This window comes from Streptomyces sp. NPDC025833 (assembly GCF_055558055.1).
Genome location: NZ_JBVHNF010000007.1, coordinates 77,143 through 93,939 on the forward strand (window position 1 = coordinate 77,143; position 16,797 = coordinate 93,939).

Below are 16,797 nucleotides of genomic sequence, written 5' to 3' on the forward strand. Positions count from 1 at the left end.
CAACCGCGTCAGGCGGTGCGGGTGTTGTCTCACCGGACGGCCGGGTCCGGTCCGGTGCCGGGCAGCGCCCGTACCCCGCCGGACACGTGCAGCCTGCCGTCCGGGCCCCGCAGCGCGAAGCGCCCGGTGCCGTCGGCGTCGTAGGTGACCGTGCCCGGCAGCAGGACGGGTGCCCGGAACCGGGCCCGGACCTCGGCCGCCTGGGGTGTGCCGTGGGCGGCCAGGCAGCGGGCCACCGTCCACATGCCGTGAGCGACGGCCCGCGGGAAGCCGAACAGGCGGGCGGTGAGGGGGTGCAGGTGGATGGGGTTGCGGTCCCCGGAGGCGGCGCCGTACCGCCGCCCCACGTCCCCGCCGAGCCGCCACCGGGCCGAGACGGCCGACGCCGGCCCCTCGCCCCCGGCCCCGCCCGCTCCGTCCGAACCCCATCCGTCCGGACCCCATCCGTCCGCGTCCGCGTCGGGGCCGGGTGCGCCCTGCGCGTCGCCGGAAGGCCGCCGGGACCGCGGGTCGCCCTCCGGGGCGCCGTGCGGGGCCGCGACCGGGGGCGGTCCGGCCAAGTCGCTCCGCGGCCGGGCCGGCTCCTCGGCGGTGGTGCCGCCGTGCCGGGCCAGGTACGTGCTGCGGGACTCCCACACCGTCTCACCGCCCAGCCGCAGCCCGGTCGCCACCGTCGCCTCCGTGCCGCGCCGGTGCGGGGCCAGTCCCTCGATCCGCACCGACAGGTCGTACTCCGCGTCGGCCGGCAGCGCGCCCCGGCGGACGATCCCGATCGACGTGTGGACCAGCCCCGGCAGCGGCAGCGGGAAGTCCCGGTCGCTCATCAGCCGCATGGCCAGCGGGAAGCCGAGGACGTGCGGATAGGTGACCGGCAGGTCCGGCTCGCCGGTCGGGAAGCCGCAGACCCGCTCGTAGGCGGCGAGCCGCACCGGGTCGACGCGCAGCCGGGGCAGCACCAGCCGGGCGCGCGGGAAGTCCGCGTCCGGGGCCGGCCGCCTGAACGGGGAGCGCAGGGCGCCCCGGAGCAGCAGCGGCGCCAGCGCGGGCGCCGCGGTGAGGGTGACGGCATCCGCCGGGCCGGTCATGGGCGACTCCCGCGCGACTCGGGTCCGATTTGCTTACCGGGGAGTAAGGTTACCGGAGGTAAAGTCAGTGCGCACACGGGGTGACGGAGATCCCGCACGCCCCCGGCCGCCCCGCGCCGCACGCGTCCCGCCCGCGACCCCCGAGGCTGCACACCCCCGGCCCCGGACCCTTCCGGAACCCGCACACCCCCCTCACAGCGGAGTCGTACGATCACCTGCCTGAACAGCGGTAACCCCTGTTTCCCCGAGGGTCGCCGCCGGCGCACGCACGCCAGAGGAGCCGCCCGTGTCCACCCCGTTCCCGACCGTCCCCGTCTCCTCCGGTGCCCCGGTCTCCGCCCTTCCCGCCGTCTCCGCCGTCGACTACGACGGCTGTCCGGTGCTCGTCGAGCCGGAGGTGCGGCGGCTGGACGGCGCGGTGCGGGAGGCCGCCGTACCCGCGTTCGCGCCCCCGGTCACCCACGGTTCCCTCGCCGACCTGCCGTACCGGAACGCGGAGGCGGACCCCGGCGCGGTCGTGCTCAGCCGCAAGCTGCCCGGCGGCCGGTGGACGGACGTGACGGCCGCCCGGTTCGCCACCGAGGTGCAGGCGGTCGCCCGGGGCCTGGTCGCCGAGGGGCTGCGACCCGGTGACCGGATCGCCGTCATGGCCCGCACCACCTACGACTGGACCCTGCTCGACTTCGCGGCCTGGGCGGCCGGACTGGTGACGGTCCCCGTCTACCCCACCTCGTCCGTCTTCCAGACCCGGTGGATCCTGCACGACTGCGGCGCGGTCGCCCTCGTCACGGAGACCGCCGCCCAGGCCGCCGCCCTCGGCCCCGAACTCCCGCGCCTGCCCGACCTGCGCCACCTGTGGGTGATGGAGAAGGACCACGTGGCCCGGCTCGCCGACGCGGGCGCGGCGGTGCCGGACGGCGAAGTGGGCGTGCGCCGGGGCATGCTGGGCCCCGACACGCTCGCCACCCTGATCTACACCTCCGGCACCACCGGCCGGCCCAAGGGCTGCGCCCTCTCGCACGGCAACTTCTTCGCCGAGGTCGACAACGCCATCGAACTCCTCCACCCGGTCTTCAAGGCGCGGGGCGAGGAGCCGTCGGTCCTGCTCTTCCTGCCCATGTCCCACGTCTTCGGCCGGATGGTGGCCATCGCCTGTGTCCGCGCCCGGGTCCGCCTCGGCCACGCCCCCAGCCTGGCCCCCGACGACCTCCTGCCGGACCTGGCCGCGTTCCGGCCGACCTGCCTGCTGACCATCCCCTACATGCTGGAGAAGGTCTACAACTCCGCGCGGGCCAGGTCCGAGGCGGGCGGCCGGTCCGCGGTGTTCGACCGGGCGGCGGACGTGGCCCGGCGCTACGGCGAGGCGCTGGAGGCCCGCCAGACCGGCGCCGGCGGCCCCGGCGGCGCCCTGAAGGCCCAGCGCGCCTTCTACGACCCCCTCGTCTACCGCCGCCTGCGCGCCGCCATGGGCGGCCGGGTCCGGTACGCGATCTGCGGCGGCTCCCCGCTCGGCCGGCCCCTCGCCGCGTTCTACGCGGGCGCGGGCATCGAGATCTTCGAGGGCTACGGCCTCACGGAGACCACCGGCGCGTCGACGGTCACCCCGCCCCTCAGACCCCGCCTCGGCACGGTCGGCTGGCCGATGCCCGGCACCCGCGTGCGGATCGCGGCGGACGGCGAGATCCTCCTCGCCGGCGACCACGTGCTGCGCGGCTACTGGGACCCGCAGGCCGGGGGAGTGGTCCCCGCGACCCGTGACGGCTGGCTGGCCACCGGCGACCTCGGCGCACTGGACGACGAGGGCTATCTGACCATCACCGGCCGCAAGAAGGAACTGCTCATCACGGCGGGCGGCAAGTCGGTGGCCCCGGCCCCGCTGGAGAACTGGCTGCGCCGGCACCCGCTGATCTCCCAGGTGATGCTGGTGGGCGACGCCCGGCCGTACGTGTCGGCCCTCATCACGCTCGACCCCGACGGCACCACCCACTGGCGCCGGATGCTCGGCAAGCACCCGGTGCCGCCCGAACTCCTCGCCGACGACGCCGAACTGACGGCCGTCCTGCAACGGGCGCTGGACGAGGCGAACAAGCTGGTCTCCCGGCCGGAGACCATCCGCCGGTTCGTCGTCCTGCCGGTCGACTTCACGGAGGCGGCCGGGCACCTGACCCCCTCGATGAAGCTCCGCCGCGACCGCATCATGCGGGACTTCGCGACCGAGGTGGAGAGCCTGTACGCGCCCTAGCCGGCGGTCGGCACCCGCTCCCGCCGGTCCCGCGTCGGTCCGGACCCCGCGGGGGGCGTGGAGCGGGTTGCCGCCTGGGTCGGTCGCGGCCCACGGGAGATCCTGGTACGCCCCCACCATCCAGTCAATCCTTGGGTTTGCTTGTCAAACCCAAGTGTTAGCTTGGGTGTTGTGACCCTCGACGATCTACGGGTGTTCGTGTCCGTGTGCCGTGCGGGCAGCCTGAGTTCGGTCGCCCGCGACCTCGGCTGCACCCAGTCCGCCGTCAGCCAGCACGTCCGCCGGCTGGAGCGGGAGACGGGTGTGGCCCTGCTGGAGCGCCAGCCGCGCGGGGTGGTCCCGACCCGGGCCGGGCGCCTGCTGGAGGCCGCCGCCGCCGAGGGCATCAACGGCCTGGACCTGGCCGTACGGCGCCTGCGCGACCTGGTCGACGGCCACAGCGGGCACGTCCGCCTGGCCACCGGCGCGACGACCGTCCGGCACTTCATGTCCGACGCGGTCGTCGCGTTCCGCCGCCGCCATCCCGACGTCAACCTGAAGTTCCGCACGGTCAGTTCCGGCCGGGGCAGCTTCGACGCCCTCGCCGACGGCACGCTCGACCTGGCCTGGATCACCATCGGCCCGCCGGTCCGCGGCATCGAGCAGCGCACCGTCGTGGAACTGCCGTGGCTGCTCGCCGTCCACGCGGACGACCCGCTGGCCGCCCGCCCGCACCTGGACCCCGCGGAGCTGTCCGGCACCCGGCTCATCCGGCTCCCGCCCAACTCCACCTCCGCCGCCCACCTCGAAGCGGCGTGCGCGGAGCGGGGCGTGCTGCTCGCGCACGAGCCGAGCGTCGCCGACTGGGACACCGCGCTGCTCCTGGCCGAACTGGGCGTGGGCCGGGCGGTCGTCCCCGCCGTACCCGGGCTGCCCGTCCCCGGCGACGGCCCGGTGCGCCTGGTCCCCCTGCCCGGCCTGCGCCCCCTGACCGTCGGCTGGGCCGTCCGCCGCTGGGACGCGCTCAGTCCGCCGGCCCGGGCCTTCGCGGACACGGTCGCCGCCCTGCGCTGAGCGGCAGTTCCACCCAGACGGTCTTGCCGACGTCCCGCGCCGTGACGCCCCAGTCGGACGCCAGCACCTGGACGATGACGAGCCCGCGGCCGTGCTCGTCGAGCGGGCCGCCGTCCACGTGGCGCAGGGTGCGGTCACCGCGCGCGTCGCTCACCTCGATACGCAGGGTGTTCTCGTGGGGGCGCAGACCGAGCCGCAGCTCGAAGTCCCGGCCGGGGACGCGACCGTGGGTGACGGCGTTGGCGGCCAGCTCGGCCACGACGAGCTGGGCGCTCTGGCTGAGGTCGCCGTCGTAGGGGTGTCCCCAGGTGGCGAGCGCGGCACCGGTCAGCCGCCGGGCCAGCCGGGCACCGCGGGGGGTCGCGCTGAGCCGCTGGACGAGTTCGGTCCCGGGGGTGGAGATTTCTACGTTCACCTCACCGAGAGTGGCCGGTTCTCCCTACCCTGACCAGGGGCGACCCGGCGACTCTGCGTAGCCGTACGGGCGCGGTCGGTGTGACGTACGGTTTGTCGGAGGGTGCGGTGACTGAGGAGCGGAGGCCGGAGACTCCGGCCGAGGCGAACGGGGCGGCGGCGGTCTTCGCCGTGATCGGCAGGCAGTTGAAGCTGCTGCGGGAGCGGGCGGGGCTGAGCCAGCGCGAGTTCGGCGATCTGGTGGGGTACGGGCCGGACCAGATCTCGGCCATGGAGCGGGGAGTACGGACGCCCAGGCCGGAGTTCCTGCGGCGGGCGGACGAGATCTTCAAGACGGGCGGGCTGCTCACGGAGATCATCCCCCAGGTGGAGGAGGCCATGGCCAGAGCGCGCACCCGGCATCCGGAGTGGTACCGGAGCTATGCGGCGATGGAGGCGGAGGCGGTGGAACTCCACCACTACTCCAATCACGCCGTACAGGGCCTGTTGCAGACCGAGGAGTACGCACGGGTGGTGTTCGCCAAGCGACGGCCCTTCCTCAGCGAGGAGACGATCGAGAAGCGGGTGGCCGACCGTCTTTCACGCCAGCAGGTGTTCGAGAGGTGGCCGCCGCCCATCGTGAGCTACATCCTCGAAGAGGTGGTGCTCGACCGGCCGATCGGCGGGCCGCGCATCCACGCGGATCAACTGCGCCACCTCTTGGACGTCAGCGGCATGAAGAACGTGGAGATCCAGGTGATGCCGACCCGCGTCGAGGAACACCCCAGCTTGGGCAGCGCGTTCAACCTCTTGGTGCCCAAGGGGCATGGGTCAGTGGCCTACCTGGAAGCGCAAGGCTTCCCTCAGCTCGTCACGGACCGGGAGGAGGTCCGGAAGATCGCCGACCGCTATGGGATCATGCGCGCGATGGCACTCAGCCCCTTGGAGTCCCGAAAGCTCATGACGCAGAAGCTGGAGGAGCTATGAGTTTCGAGGACCTGACCTGGTTCAAGTCCAGCTACAGCAGCGGCGAGGGCGGCGATTGCGTCGAACTCGGGTACAACTGGCTCAAGTCCAGCTACAGCGACGGTGAGGGCGGCGATTGCGTCGAGGTCGCCGCCGAGGCAACCGCCGTTCACGTCCGTGATTCCAAGCGGCCCGCCGCCGCCAGGCTCACCGTGTCGCCCGTCGCCTGGTCAGCCTTCCTTGCGGGCGAGAAGGAACGCCTGCGGGGCTGACTCGCCGTGCGCCTCCACCCGTTCCCGCACGGTGCTGGAGTGGACGGCGAAACCCGCCTCGGTCAGCAGCTCGCCCATCCGCTCGGGGCGGCGCCGGTGGAAGTCCAGCACCACGTCCCGGCCCCAGGGGCGGTCGAGCCGCAGCGGCACGTCCCCCGCCTGGAAGGCGAGCAGGAGGCGGCCGCCGGGTGCGAGCACGCGGTGGAACTCGGCGAACAGCGACGGGAGTCGTTCCACCGGGACGTGGATGCTGGAGTACCAGGACACCACCCCGGCCAGCGAACCGTCCGCTGCGGACAGCTCCAGCATCGAGCCCCGCTCGAAACGCAGGGCGGGGTGCTCGCGGCGGGCGATGGCGACCATGGACGCGGACAGGTCCACCCCGTGCACGTCCAGGCCCAGGCCGGCCAGGTGGGCGGTGATCTCGCCGGGGCCGCAGCCGGCGTCGGCGACCGTCCCGCCGGGGCCGACCTGTTCGGCGTACGCGCCGAGCAGCGCCCGCTCCAGCGGCCTCTCGACGAGCTGACCCCGGAAGTGCCCGGCGTAGTCCTCGGCGACGGTGTCGTAGAAGGTGCGGGCGGCGGTCAGGAAGTCCTCGGCGTCGGTCATGGGCAGGCAACGTAGCGGACCGCGCCGGCCGCCCGCCCGGGGGGCCGCGGCTACGGGGTCGGCCGGCAGCCGAGGACGCAGCCCCAGAGCCGGAACAGCAGTCCCCGGTGCCGCACTTCGCCCAGCACCCGCCCGTTCACGCCCAGCGGGCGTCCGCACAGGGCGCAGTCCAGGGCCATCTGCTGCCGGGGCAGGAGGAGGGCGACGTCCGGGAGGGGCGTGTGCACCGTGACGGAGTCCTTCATCGGCCCTCCGCCCGGCCCGCGGGGTGCGGCCGGACCCGGTCACCGGGCCCCGGCGGCCCGCCGTCCGCCGCGGCCCGGCCCTTCGGCTCGTCGGCGGCCTCGCCGGAGCGCACCCGGTGCCGGGGCAGGGACCGCCGCGGTGGCCTGGTGAGGGTGATCTGGCGCACCACCTGCTGGAAACAGGCGAGGGAGGCGAAACTCGGCAGGGCGGCGGCCGCGGTGTCGACGATGTTCCTCGGTGCCTCCGCGACACACAGGGACATCGCGATCAACGAGAAGATCAGGAGCACGGACCAGGAGTGAAAGGCCCGGCGCTGGTGGAGCGACGCGCGGAGAATGGAGAGCGACGCGACCAGCCAGGGGCCGAATACGAGAAGGGGCCACCAGGAGACCATGTCGCTGTGGATTCGCGTGGTCGCCACGAATCGCAGCGGATCGTAGGCGACCAGCCCGCCGAAGATACTGACGGCGGAAGCGATCGTGGTGGCCAGGGCGGCGGCCGTATAACTCGCGACACGAATCGCGCTCGCGCGCCGCCTTACCCGGACCTTTCGATGGCCGCGGGAAGGAATGTGCACCGGGGGCAGGTCCGCCGTGATCTCCACCAGGGCGTCGCGGTGGTTCTTCCCGTCCGGGTCACCCGGGTTCTCGTGCTCGTCCTCGGTGCGCGCCGCCGGGATCCTCGGCTGGCGCTCCATGCTGTCCCGCAGCATGAAGGCCAGCTCCTCCGCCGGGTCCCAGGCGGAGTCCGGGGGGATCAGCGGCAGGGAGTAGGAGTCGGGCGGCGCCGGGTGGCGGACCTCGGCGGCCGGGTAGCCGGCCGCGTAATCGACGGCGGGATCCGGGTGATATCCCATGTATTCTGGATGCATGGCCGGTTCGCTCATTCCGCCGGAGAGCCGCAGAGCCACGTCTCGGAAGTCGCCCACCGTCTTGAGACATGTCTTTCCAGGGAATTCATGGCGTCCATGAATTCCTGGAGGATCTCCTCGGTCACCTCCAGTGTGACGAGGAGGCCGCCCTTGGCCAGAACTCCCTTGGTGGGCCCGACGGTGTTCGGTGCGGGCAGGTAGGTGTGGGAGCCGAGCCGCATGGGCTGCCGTGCAGTCGGACAGGGCCGCCCTGAGAGAGGTTCGCCTGTCCGCCCCCGCGTTTCCTTCGTCATGTTGCGAATAACCGCCGCCATTCGATGATGGATGCGTGGCAAATGGGTGAAGGGTTAGCCGGACAAGCACCTTGTTCAGGTATAGTTAGGGCCTATTTTTGGCTGTATTAATTATGACAGATTAATTATGACCGGTGCGGGCCGGCGGAGGCCCGGGCGGGAAAAGGCAGGAGCCCCGTCGCCGGAAGGCGCGGGGCTCCTTGGGTACTGCACTCAGGTTCTGCGATCAGGCGGTGACTCAGACGGGGGTGACGTTCTCCGCCTGCGGACCCTTCGGGCCCTGGGTCACGTCGAAGCTCACCTGCTGGTTCTCCTCAAGGGAGCGGAAGCCGGAGGCGTTGATCGCGGAGTAGTGAACGAAGACGTCGGGGCCGCCGCCCTCCTGGGCGATGAAGCCAAAGCCCTTTTCGGCGTTGAACCACTTAACGGTTCCGGTAGCCATAAGCCCTCCTTGGGCTCAAAAGGGTTGCCCTGCTCCAGAACCTGCACGTGCGTACGGTGCTGCACAACTGCATTCGTCTGAAAACGACGAGAGCCCGCGGTCACATGCTCCGCAGGCTCTGTACTGCAAGGGAAACCAAACTGCAACTTGCGGCGAGCTTAGCACGGGGGCAGCCGAAGGCGATAGGGGTCAAGATCACGTCACCCGGACGTTTGAACCTTCGCTAGCCCGTTTGGCGGCGGGGCCGGTCCCGGCACCGTACGACAAGGGGACTAGTCTCGCGATGTGGACATGTCTCGCACCCGGCCGCGTGTCGGCCACATCCAGTTCCTGAACTGCCTGCCCCTCTACTGGGGGCTCGCGAGAACCGGCACCCTCCTCGACTTCGAGCTGACCAAGGACACCCCGGAGAAGCTGAGCGAGCAGATCGTGCGCGGCGACCTCGACATGGGGCCCGTCACCCTCGTCGAGTTCCTGCGCAACGCCGACGACCTCGTCGCCTTCCCGGACATCGCCGTCGGCTGCGACGGCCCGGTGATGTCGTGCGTGATCGTCTCCCAGGTCCCGCTGGACCGGCTGGACGGCGCCCGGGTCGCCCTCGGCTCGACCTCCCGCACCTCGGTCCGGCTCGCCCAGCTCCTGCTCGCCGACCGGTACGGCGTCCGGCCCGACTACTACACCTGCCCGCCCGACCTCAGCCTGATGATGCAGGAGGCACAGGCCGCCGTCCTCATCGGCGACGCGGCCCTGCGCGCCAACCTCGTCGACGGCCCGCGCTACGGGCTCCAGGTCCACGACCTGGGCGCGCTGTGGAAGGAGTGGACCGGCCTGCCGTTCGTCTTCGCGGTCTGGGCGGCCCGCCGGGACTACGTGGAGCGCGAGCCGGTCATCACCCGCAAGGCCCACGAGTCCTTCCTCGCCTCCCGCAACCTCTCCCTGGAGGAGGTCGGCAAGGTCGCCGAACAGGCCGCGCGCTGGGAGGCGTTCGACGAGGCGACGCTGGCGCAGTACTTCACCACGCTCGACTTCAGCTTCGGCGCCCCGCAACTGGAGGCCGTCGCCGAGTTCGCCCGCCGCGTCGGGCCGACGACCGGCTTCCCGGCGGACGTGAAGGTGGAGCTGCTGCGGCCGTAGCCCGCCGTCACTACGCTGCTGCGCACCGGGCGCCGGACCGCCCGGCGGGCGGCGGCCTCGGCAGCCACACGGACGACGGGGGGAAGTGTGGACGCGACGGACACCGGACCGCTGGTGCTCGCCGCCGCGGCCTGGGGAGCGCTGGCGGGCACGCTGCTGCCCCGCGCCGCCTACCGCTTCTCCGTCCCCGCCGGCGAGCCCTGGCGGGACCGGTGCCCCGACGGCCACCCGGTACGCGGCTGGCTGGGCGCCGCCCGGTGCGGACGGCGGTGCGCGACCGACGAGGGCGCGGACAAGGGGGAGCCGGCCGGCGGGGGCGTGAGCAAGGGGGAGCCGGCCGGCGGGGCGTCGAGCGGTGCGCCGGGCACCCCGGCGGCGGACGTGCCGTACCCCTCCCCGCCCGCCCCCGGCGGGCCGGACGCGTCCTCCCGTGTTCCGGCCCGGGTTCCCTCCGCCGTGCCCCTGGCCACCGCCGGCGCGCTCGTCTGCGCGGTGCTCGCCGCGGCCACCGGCACCCGGCCCGAACTCGCGGTCTGGCTGCTGCTCGCGCCCGTCGGCGTGCTGCTCGCCGCCGTCGACCTCCGGGTGCGGCGGCTGCCCGACCCGCTGACCCTCCCGCTCGCCGCCGCCGCCCTCGCCCTGCTCGGCCTCACCGCCCTGCTGCCCGAACACGCCGGCCACTGGCCCACCGCGCTGTACGGCGCGCTCGCCCTCGGCGCCGGCCACCTCGTGCTGCACCTGATCAACCCGGGCGGCATGGGCTTCGGCGACGTGAAACTGGCCGTGGGGGCGGGCGCCGTACTCGGCTGGTACGGCTGGCCCACCGTGCTGCTCGGCACCTTCGCCGCGTTCCTGCTCGGCGCGCTGTACGGCGGCGCGCTCGTCCTCGCCCGGCGGGCGGACCGCAGGACGGCCGTGCCCTTCGGCCCGTTCCTCCTCGCGGGCACCCTCCTCGGGCTGCTGATCGGCGCGTACGCGGCCTGACGTCTTCGCCCCGAAACGGCTGACGTAGGCTGGTTCGGTCTGCCCCCACCGCTTGACGAAAGGGACGCCCGGTGACCGAGAAGGCCGACCTCCAGTCCGTGCTCGACCGAGCCGCGGCGGGCGGACGCATCACGCCCGAGGAGGCGCTCGGCCTCTACCGCGACGCGCCCCTGCACGCCCTCGGCGCCGCCGCCGACGCCGTGCGCCGCCGCCTGTACGCGGGCACCGAGCACATCGCCACGTACATCATCGAGCGGAACATCAACTACACGAACGTGTGCGTCACGGCGTGCAAGTTCTGCGCCTTCTACGCGGCCCCCAAGGACAAGGAGAAGGGCTGGACCCGCGACCTCGACGACATCCTGCGCCGCTGCGCGGAGACCGTCGAACTCGGCGGCACCCAGATCATGTTCCAGGGCGGCCACCACCCGGACTACGGCGTCGAGTACTACGAGACGCACTTCAAGGCCATCAAGGACGCCTTCCCGCAGCTCGTGATCCACTCGCTGGGCGCGTCCGAGGTCGACCACATGGCCCGGATCAGCGGGGTCCCGGTCGAGGAGGCCATCACCCGCATCCACGAGGCGGGCCTGGACTCCTTCGCCGGCGCCGGCGCCGAACTCCTGCCCGCGCGGCCCCGCAAGGCCATCGCGCCCCTCAAGGAGAGCGGCGAGCGCTGGCTGGAGATCATGGAGACGGCGCACCGGCTGGGCGTGGAGTCCACCTCCACCATGCTCATGGGCACCGGCGAGACCAACGCCGAGCGCATCGAGCACCTGCGGATGATCCGGGACGTGCAGGACCGCACCGGCGGCTTCCGCGCCTTCATCCCGTACACCTACCAGCCGGAGAACAACCACCTGAAGGGCCGGACGCAGGCCACGCTCTTCGAGTACCTTCGGATGATCTCCATCGCCCGCCTCTTCCTGGACAACGTCCGCCACATCCAGGGCTCCTGGCTGACCACCGGCAAGGAGGTCGGCCAGCTCTCCCTGCACTACGGCGCGGACGACCTCGGCTCGATCATGCTGGAGGAGAACGTGGTCTCCTCGGCCGGCGCCAAGCACCGCTCCAACCGCATGGAGATCATCGACCTGATCCGCAAGGCGGACCGCGTCCCGGCGCAGCGCTCCACGACGTACGAGCACCTCGTCGTCCACGACGACCCGGCGGACGACCCCGTCGACGACCGCGTGGTCTCGCACATCTCCTCCACCGCCATCGCGGGCGGCACCGCCCACCCCGAGCTGAAGCTGCTCGCGTCCAACTAGGGCCGCCGTGCTGACGATCCACGCGGACTCCCGGGGCCACGCCCTGCTCGTCAAGGGCGAGTGGACCGAGGCCGTCGGCCTCCTGGAGGAGCTGTCCGCCGCGCACCCGCAGGCGCGCGTGCGCACCTGGCCCGGCATCCTCACGCCCGGCTTCGTCAACCTCCACGGCACCGAACTGCTGGAGGAGGCCTACCACCCGGACCCCCGGGAGGCCGACACCCTGGGCACCGAGCCGCTGACCGGCGACGCGCTCGCCGCGCTCGCCCTCGACGACGCCCGCTGGGGCGCGAGCGCCCGGCGCGGGGCACAGCGCATGTTCGCCCACGGCACGGTCGGGGCGGCCTGCGAGCCCCTGCGCAGGCGCGCGGTGCGGGACGCCGTGCACCGCACCGGGCTCGGCGTCGTGGGCCGCCTGGGCCGGCCCGGCGGCACCCCTTGCCTGGACCCCCTCGCCGCCGGACTGCCGCCCGAGCGGCCGCCCGCGCGCGAACCGGGCTCCGCGGCCCGCTTCGCGGTCTTCGACGTGCGCGACGAGGCCGAACTGCGCGCACGCGGCACGGGGACGTGCGTGGCGACGGTCGTGGCGGGACGGCTGGTTTTCCGGCGCCGCTGAGCGGCCCCCGGGGGGCCCGGCGGCGCGGGGAGCCGGGGCCCGCGCCCGGGGACCGGGCTGCAAGAATGGACGGGTGACCCGCGCCTCCCTGAACAAGCAGCCGCACGAAGTCGCCTCGATGTTCGACGACGTCGCGGAACGGTACGACCTGACGAACGACGTGCTGTCGCTCGGCCAGGACCGGCGCTGGCGCAAGGAGGTGGCGAGAGCGGTCGACGCGCGCCCCGCGCAGAAGGTCCTGGACCTCGCCGCGGGCACGGCCACCTCCTCGCTGCCCTTCGTGCGGACGGGCGCCTACGTCGTCCCCTGCGACTTCTCCCTCGGCATGCTCCAGGTCGGCAAGAAGAGGCACACCTGGCTGCCGTTCACCGCGGGCGACGCGACGAGGCTGCCCTTCAAGGACGACACCTTCGACGCGGTGACGATCTCCTTCGGGCTGCGCAACGTGCAGGACACGGACGCCGCCCTGCGGGAGATGTACCGGGTCACCCGGCCCGGCGGACGCGTGGTGATCTGCGAGTTCTCGCACCCGACCTGGACGCCGTTCCGCACCGTCTACACCGAGTACCTGATGCGGGCGCTGCCGCCGGTCGCGCGCTCGGTGTCCTCCAACCCGGACGCGTACGTCTACCTCGCCGAGTCCATCCGGGCCTGGCCCGACCAGCCCGCGCTCGCCGGGCGGCTGCGCGAGGCCGGCTGGTCGAAGGTGGCGTGGCGCAACCTCACCGGCGGTGTGGTCGCGCTGCACCGGGGCTTCAAGGAGAGCTGAGGCCCCGCCGCCGGGTGCACCGGCCGGCATCTCGAAGGGTGCCGTTCCGTGACGGGTGGCTATCAAGCGTGTGCGAGGCGGGAGTCGTCGCCGGGCGCCGGGTCGGTCCGCAGATCGAGCCGGAAGCACAGCGCCGTGTCGTCCGGCGTGGGGTGGGCGTAGCTCTCCGCCCGCACCATGCCGAGCCGCCGGGTCACCGCGATCGACCGCTCGTTGCCCGGCCGCACCATCGCCACCACACCCGGCAGTCCGGCCGCCCGCACGCGCCGGACGGTCTCCCGGGCCGCCGCGGTGGCGTACCCCCGGCCCCAGGCCGCCCGCCCGAGCCGCCAGCCGATCTCCGTCTCGCCCACCGGCCCCCACCGCGGCCGCCACGGCTGCGCGCCGGTGAAGCCGACGACCCCGCCGGACTCGTCCAGCACGGTCCACAGGCAGAAGCCGAGTTCCGCGTCGTGCCGGCGCTGGCGCGCGGTGAGTTCCTCGTAGACCGACAGGGCCGCGGGGGCGCCGCCGTGGAACTCCATGACCTCCGGGTCGGCGAAGATCCGGTGCCAGGCGACGGCGTCCTCGTGAGTGGGAACGCGCAGCCGTACCTCGGGGAGACGTCCGTTCACTGGGCAGCCCTTCAGCCGGGTGATCAATTCTGCTGAATAGACTGCCCATGTCCAGTGCCGGTCGGCACGCAGATTTCGAACCTTGGGGAGATCCCGCCGTGACCGAGCCCCTCTCCGACCACACCGCCGATGTGATCGTCGTGGGCGCGGGGCCAGCCGGCTCCACGACCGCGTACCACCTCGCCAAGGCCGGTCTCGACGTCCTGCTCCTGGAGAAGACCGAGTTCCCCCGCGAGAAGGTCTGCGGTGACGGCCTCACCCCGCGCGCGGTCAAGCAACTCGTCGCCATGGGCATCGACATCTCCGAGGAGGCCGGCTGGCTGCGCAACAAGGGCCTGCGCATCATCGGCGGCGGTGTCCGGCTCCAGCTCGACTGGCCGGATCTCGCCTCCTTCCCGGACTACGGACTCGTCCGCAAGCGGGACGACTTCGACGAGCAGCTCGCCCGCAACGCCCAGAAGGCCGGCGCCCGGCTCCACGAGCGCTGCAACGTCTCCGGTCCCGTCGTCGACGACCGCACCGGCCGCATCACCGGCGTCACCGCCAAGCTCGGCGAGGAGAAGCGCGAGGTCACCTTCCACGCGCCGCTCGTCGTCGCCGCCGACGGCAACTCCACCCGGCTGTCCCTCGCCATGGGCCTGCACCGCCGCGAGGACCGCCCGATGGGCGTCGCGGTGCGGACGTACTTCGAGAGCCCGCGCCACGACGACGACTACCTGGAGTCCTGGCTGGAGCTGTGGGACCGCCGCGGCCCCCAGGAGCGCCTGCTGCCCGGCTACGGCTGGATCTTCGGCATGGGCGACGGCACGTCCAACGTCGGCCTCGGCGTGCTGAACACCTCCGCCGCCTTCAAGGAGCTGGACTGGCGCGAGATCCTCAAGGCGTGGTGCGCCTCCATGCCGGCGGACTGGGGCTACACCCCCGAGAACATGACCGGCCCGATCCGCGGCGCCGCCCTCCCCATGGCCTTCAACCGCCAGCCCCACTACACGCGCGGACTGCTGCTCGTCGGCGACGCCGGCGGCCTGGTGAACCCCTTCAACGGCGAGGGCATCGCCTACGCCATGGAGTCCGGCCAGATCGCCGCCGACGTCATCGTGCAGGCCCACGCGCGCGCGACGCCCGCCCAGCGCGAGATCGCCCTCCAGCGCTACCCGCGCGTCCTCAAGGACACCTACGGCGGCTACTACACGCTCGGCCGCGCCTTCGTGAAGCTCATCGGCAACCCGAAGGTCATGCAGATCGCCGCCCAGCGGGGTCTGACGCACCCGGTCCTGATGAAGTTCACCCTCAAGCTCCTCGCGAACCTCACCGACCCCACGGGCGGCGACGCGATGGACCGCATCATCAACGGCCTGAGCAAGGTGGCCCCGAAGGCGTGACCACGGGCCGGGGGCCGGTCGGGCGCTGGACACGGCCCCCTCGGCGACCCGGCAGGCGCGCGCCGCGTCCCGCCGGCCCGGCCTGGGCACCGTCGTCACCGAGCCCGGCACCGGGGGCGTGACGGGGGAAGCGGCCGGCGGGGCCGCCCGGGCGGGCGCCGGGCCTTCCGCGGGCCGTGGGCCGCCGCGTACGGCGTCCGGGGTCGCGGGAGCCGTCACGGCGCCCGGGAGGGCGTGGAGGGCGGGTGAGGCGCCTGGGAAGCGCGGGAGCCGCGTGAGGCGGTTGGGGCGGCCTGGAAGGCGCGCGAGGCGCTCCGGGGGCCCGGGAGGCGCGGGAGCCGCGCGAGGCGCTTGGGCGGCCTGGGAGAGGCGCGGTAGGCGCTCGGGGGCCCGGGAGGCGTCCGGGGAGCGCCTGGGCGTGCCGGAGACGCGCGGGGAGCCGCCCGTGAGGCGCGGGCGCGCCGCGGGAGGTGCGCCGGGGAGCACGCGCGTGCCGACTGGAGACCCGGCGGGCCGGTGGGCGCCGGGGATGCCGCGCGGGGGACGACGTAAGGGCCGCTGCCCCCGAGCGGCTGCGGCCCTTACGTGCGCGGGAAGGTGCGGGGAGTGCTCAGAGCACCCGCACGGCGCCGGTGGGCGGGTCGTAGGACAGCGGACGCTCCACGACACCGGTGGACGAGTTCTGCGCGCCCACGAACATGCCGTCACCGACGTACACCGCGACGTGGTACGCCGAGCCCGCGCTGCCCCAGTACAGGATGTCGCCCGGCTGGAGGTTGCTCAGCGAGACCTGGGTGCCGACGGTCGACTGGTCCTGGGAGACGCGCGGCAGGCTGATGCCGACCTGCTTGAAGGCGGTCTGCGTCAGGCCGGAGCAGTCGTAGGCGGAGGGGCCGGTGGCGCCGGGGATGTACGCCTTGCCGATCTGCGCCTTCACGAAGCTGACGATCGCGGCGGCCGAACCGGTCGCCGTGGACGAGCCGGTGGAGTCGGAGGCGGGGGTGGACGCCGGAGTGGAGTCCGACGAGGACGAGGACTCGGACGAGGACGTCGACGTGGTCGTGGTCGTCGAGGTGGTCTGCGCCGTGGTGGTGAGCGCTTCCCGCTCGGCGGCGCGCGAGGCGCGGGCCGCCGCCTCCTTGCGGGCCTCCTCCTGGGCCTTCTTCCTGGCCTCCGCGGCCTTCTTCTTGGCCGCGGCGAGGTCCGCCTGCGCCTGCTTGGCGGCCTTCGCGGCGGCCGCGTCACGCTCGGCCTGCAGCTGGTAGTGCGCGGCGGCCTGCTCGGTGGCGTCGGCCGACTGCGCCGCCTGGGCGGCCAGATCGGCCGTCAGGGTGGGCAGTTCGAGGGTCTGCGTCACCGGCTCGGCGGCGTCGGCCGAGCCGGACGCGCCGGCGACGGCCAGGGTGCCGAGGACGCCACCGGCAACTCCGGCCCGCACGGCGAGGGCCGGCGCGTTGCGGCGGGGCTTCCGGTGGCTGCGTATGTGAGCGGTGTGGGACATGGGAACAACCGGTACCAGGGGCTCCTTCACATCTTCAAGAAACGTGTGCTGCGCCAC

At 73.3% G+C, this 16,797-nt stretch carries 18 protein-coding genes; 10 read left to right on the forward strand and 8 right to left on the reverse strand.

The genetic code is table 11. From position 1 onward, the window contains the following. Positions 1-29: 29 nt before the first annotated feature. Positions 30-1,085, reverse strand: coding sequence for a MaoC family dehydratase (locus ACZ4K2_RS13740; protein ID WP_467476749.1), 1,056 nt, complete (start codon positions 1,083-1,085; stop codon positions 30-32). A 286-nt stretch (positions 1,086-1,371) separates the two neighbouring features. Here ACZ4K2_RS13740 and ACZ4K2_RS13745 point away from each other — a divergent pair, with 286 nt between their 5' ends. Both ACZ4K2_RS13745 and ACZ4K2_RS13750 read left to right on the forward strand, forming a co-directional pair. Then, positions 1,372-3,327 carry an AMP-dependent synthetase/ligase gene (locus tag ACZ4K2_RS13745; RefSeq protein ID WP_467476751.1) on the forward strand — a complete coding sequence of 652 codons (1,956 nt, stop codon included), beginning with the start codon at positions 1,372-1,374 and terminating at the stop codon, positions 3,325-3,327. Positions 3,328-3,498: 171 nt separating this feature from the next. Beyond that, the gene (locus ACZ4K2_RS13750; protein WP_467476753.1) at positions 3,499-4,380 is read left to right on the forward strand and encodes a LysR family transcriptional regulator; all 882 of its coding nucleotides are present in this window, start codon (positions 3,499-3,501) and stop codon (positions 4,378-4,380) included. Here ACZ4K2_RS13750 and ACZ4K2_RS13755 read toward each other — a convergent pair. Then, complete coding sequence (locus tag ACZ4K2_RS13755; RefSeq protein WP_467476755.1) at positions 4,331-4,795, reverse strand: ATP-binding protein; 465 nt, start codon at positions 4,793-4,795, stop codon at positions 4,331-4,333. The two genes, ACZ4K2_RS13750 and ACZ4K2_RS13755, sit on opposite strands and share 50 nt — an antisense overlap. Positions 4,796-4,902: 107 nt before the next feature. Between ACZ4K2_RS13755 and ACZ4K2_RS13760 the strand changes: the two genes are divergently transcribed. Both ACZ4K2_RS13760 and ACZ4K2_RS13765 read left to right on the forward strand, forming a co-directional pair. Beyond that, positions 4,903-5,760 (forward strand): helix-turn-helix domain-containing protein, encoded by an 858-nt coding sequence (locus tag ACZ4K2_RS13760; RefSeq protein ID WP_467476757.1) that lies wholly within the window; start codon positions 4,903-4,905, stop codon positions 5,758-5,760. Continuing rightward, the gene (locus ACZ4K2_RS13765) at positions 5,757-6,011 is read left to right on the forward strand and encodes a DUF397 domain-containing protein (RefSeq protein WP_467476759.1); all 255 of its coding nucleotides are present in this window, start codon (positions 5,757-5,759) and stop codon (positions 6,009-6,011) included. Before ACZ4K2_RS13760 ends, ACZ4K2_RS13765 begins: the two co-directional genes overlap by 4 nt. Here the strand turns inward: ACZ4K2_RS13765 and ACZ4K2_RS13770 are convergent. The 4 genes from ACZ4K2_RS13770 to ACZ4K2_RS13785 form a co-directional block, all read right to left on the reverse strand. Then, entirely contained in the window at positions 5,970-6,620 is a 651-nt protein-coding gene (locus tag ACZ4K2_RS13770) for a class I SAM-dependent methyltransferase (RefSeq protein ID WP_467476762.1), read from the reverse strand. The two genes, ACZ4K2_RS13765 and ACZ4K2_RS13770, sit on opposite strands and share 42 nt — an antisense overlap. 50 nt (positions 6,621-6,670) lie before the next feature. Continuing rightward, entirely contained in the window at positions 6,671-6,865 is a 195-nt protein-coding gene (locus ACZ4K2_RS13775) for a hypothetical protein (protein ID WP_467476764.1), read from the reverse strand. Further along, positions 6,862-7,722, reverse strand: coding sequence for a DUF2637 domain-containing protein (locus tag ACZ4K2_RS13780; protein ID WP_467769955.1), 861 nt, complete (start codon positions 7,720-7,722; stop codon positions 6,862-6,864). Before ACZ4K2_RS13780 ends, ACZ4K2_RS13775 begins: the two co-directional genes overlap by 4 nt. A gap of 546 nt (positions 7,723-8,268) precedes the next feature. Beyond that, a complete protein-coding gene (locus tag ACZ4K2_RS13785) occupies positions 8,269-8,472 on the reverse strand; it encodes a cold-shock protein (RefSeq protein WP_003992177.1) in 204 nt (67 codons plus the stop codon). Between the two features lie 285 nt (positions 8,473-8,757). On the opposite strand from ACZ4K2_RS13785, the gene ACZ4K2_RS13790 reads away from it, so the two are divergent. From ACZ4K2_RS13790 to ACZ4K2_RS13810, 5 genes are all read left to right on the forward strand, one after another. Continuing rightward, positions 8,758-9,606 carry a menaquinone biosynthetic enzyme MqnA/MqnD family protein gene (locus ACZ4K2_RS13790; RefSeq protein ID WP_467476768.1) on the forward strand — a complete coding sequence of 283 codons (849 nt, stop codon included), beginning with the start codon at positions 8,758-8,760 and terminating at the stop codon, positions 9,604-9,606. Between the two features lie 87 nt (positions 9,607-9,693). Next, a complete protein-coding gene (locus ACZ4K2_RS13795) occupies positions 9,694-10,590 on the forward strand; it encodes a prepilin peptidase (RefSeq protein ID WP_467476770.1) in 897 nt (298 codons plus the stop codon). Between the two features lie 71 nt (positions 10,591-10,661). Next, positions 10,662-11,861: a cyclic dehypoxanthinyl futalosine synthase gene (gene mqnC, locus ACZ4K2_RS13800; RefSeq protein ID WP_467476771.1), complete on the forward strand. Its 1,200-nt coding sequence runs from the start codon at positions 10,662-10,664 to the stop codon at positions 11,859-11,861. 7 nt (positions 11,862-11,868) lie between these two features. Continuing rightward, complete coding sequence (locus ACZ4K2_RS13805; RefSeq protein ID WP_467476773.1) at positions 11,869-12,474, forward strand: hypothetical protein; 606 nt, start codon at positions 11,869-11,871, stop codon at positions 12,472-12,474. A 73-nt stretch (positions 12,475-12,547) separates the two neighbouring features. Beyond that, positions 12,548-13,243 carry a demethylmenaquinone methyltransferase gene (locus ACZ4K2_RS13810; protein WP_467476775.1) on the forward strand — a complete coding sequence of 232 codons (696 nt, stop codon included), beginning with the start codon at positions 12,548-12,550 and terminating at the stop codon, positions 13,241-13,243. A 62-nt stretch (positions 13,244-13,305) separates the two neighbouring features. On the opposite strand, the gene ACZ4K2_RS13815 is transcribed toward ACZ4K2_RS13810, so the two are convergent. Then, complete coding sequence (locus ACZ4K2_RS13815) at positions 13,306-13,857, reverse strand: GNAT family N-acetyltransferase (RefSeq protein ID WP_467476776.1); 552 nt, start codon at positions 13,855-13,857, stop codon at positions 13,306-13,308. 47 nt (positions 13,858-13,904) lie between these two features. Between ACZ4K2_RS13815 and ACZ4K2_RS13820 the strand changes: the two genes are divergently transcribed. Next, entirely contained in the window at positions 13,905-15,239 is a 1,335-nt protein-coding gene (locus ACZ4K2_RS13820; protein ID WP_467476779.1) for a geranylgeranyl reductase family protein, read from the forward strand. 610 nt (positions 15,240-15,849) lie between these two features. Here ACZ4K2_RS13820 and ACZ4K2_RS13825 read toward each other — a convergent pair. After that, complete coding sequence (locus ACZ4K2_RS13825; protein ID WP_467476781.1) at positions 15,850-16,740, reverse strand: C40 family peptidase; 891 nt, start codon at positions 16,738-16,740, stop codon at positions 15,850-15,852. Positions 16,741-16,797: the final 57 nt, after the last annotated feature.

Coding starts and splice junctions, on each gene's coding strand:
- ACZ4K2_RS13740 (WP_467476749.1), bottom strand. CDS start 1,085: ATGACCGGCCCGGCGGATGCCGTCACCCTCACCGCGGCGCCCGCGCTG.
- ACZ4K2_RS13765 (WP_467476759.1), top strand. CDS start 5,757: ATGAGTTTCGAGGACCTGACCTGGTTCAAGTCCAGCTACAGCAGCGGC.
- ACZ4K2_RS13770 (WP_467476762.1), bottom strand. CDS start 6,620: ATGACCGACGCCGAGGACTTCCTGACCGCCGCCCGCACCTTCTACGAC.
- ACZ4K2_RS13775 (WP_467476764.1), bottom strand. CDS start 6,865: ATGAAGGACTCCGTCACGGTGCACACGCCCCTCCCGGACGTCGCCCTC.
- ACZ4K2_RS13780 (WP_467769955.1), bottom strand. CDS start 7,722: ATGGGATATCACCCGGATCCCGCCGTCGATTACGCGGCCGGCTACCCG.
- ACZ4K2_RS13785 (WP_003992177.1), bottom strand. CDS start 8,472: ATGGCTACCGGAACCGTTAAGTGGTTCAACGCCGAAAAGGGCTTTGGC.
- ACZ4K2_RS13820 (WP_467476779.1), top strand. CDS start 13,905: ATGTCCAGTGCCGGTCGGCACGCAGATTTCGAACCTTGGGGAGATCCC.
- ACZ4K2_RS13825 (WP_467476781.1), bottom strand. CDS start 16,740: ATGTCCCACACCGCTCACATACGCAGCCACCGGAAGCCCCGCCGCAAC.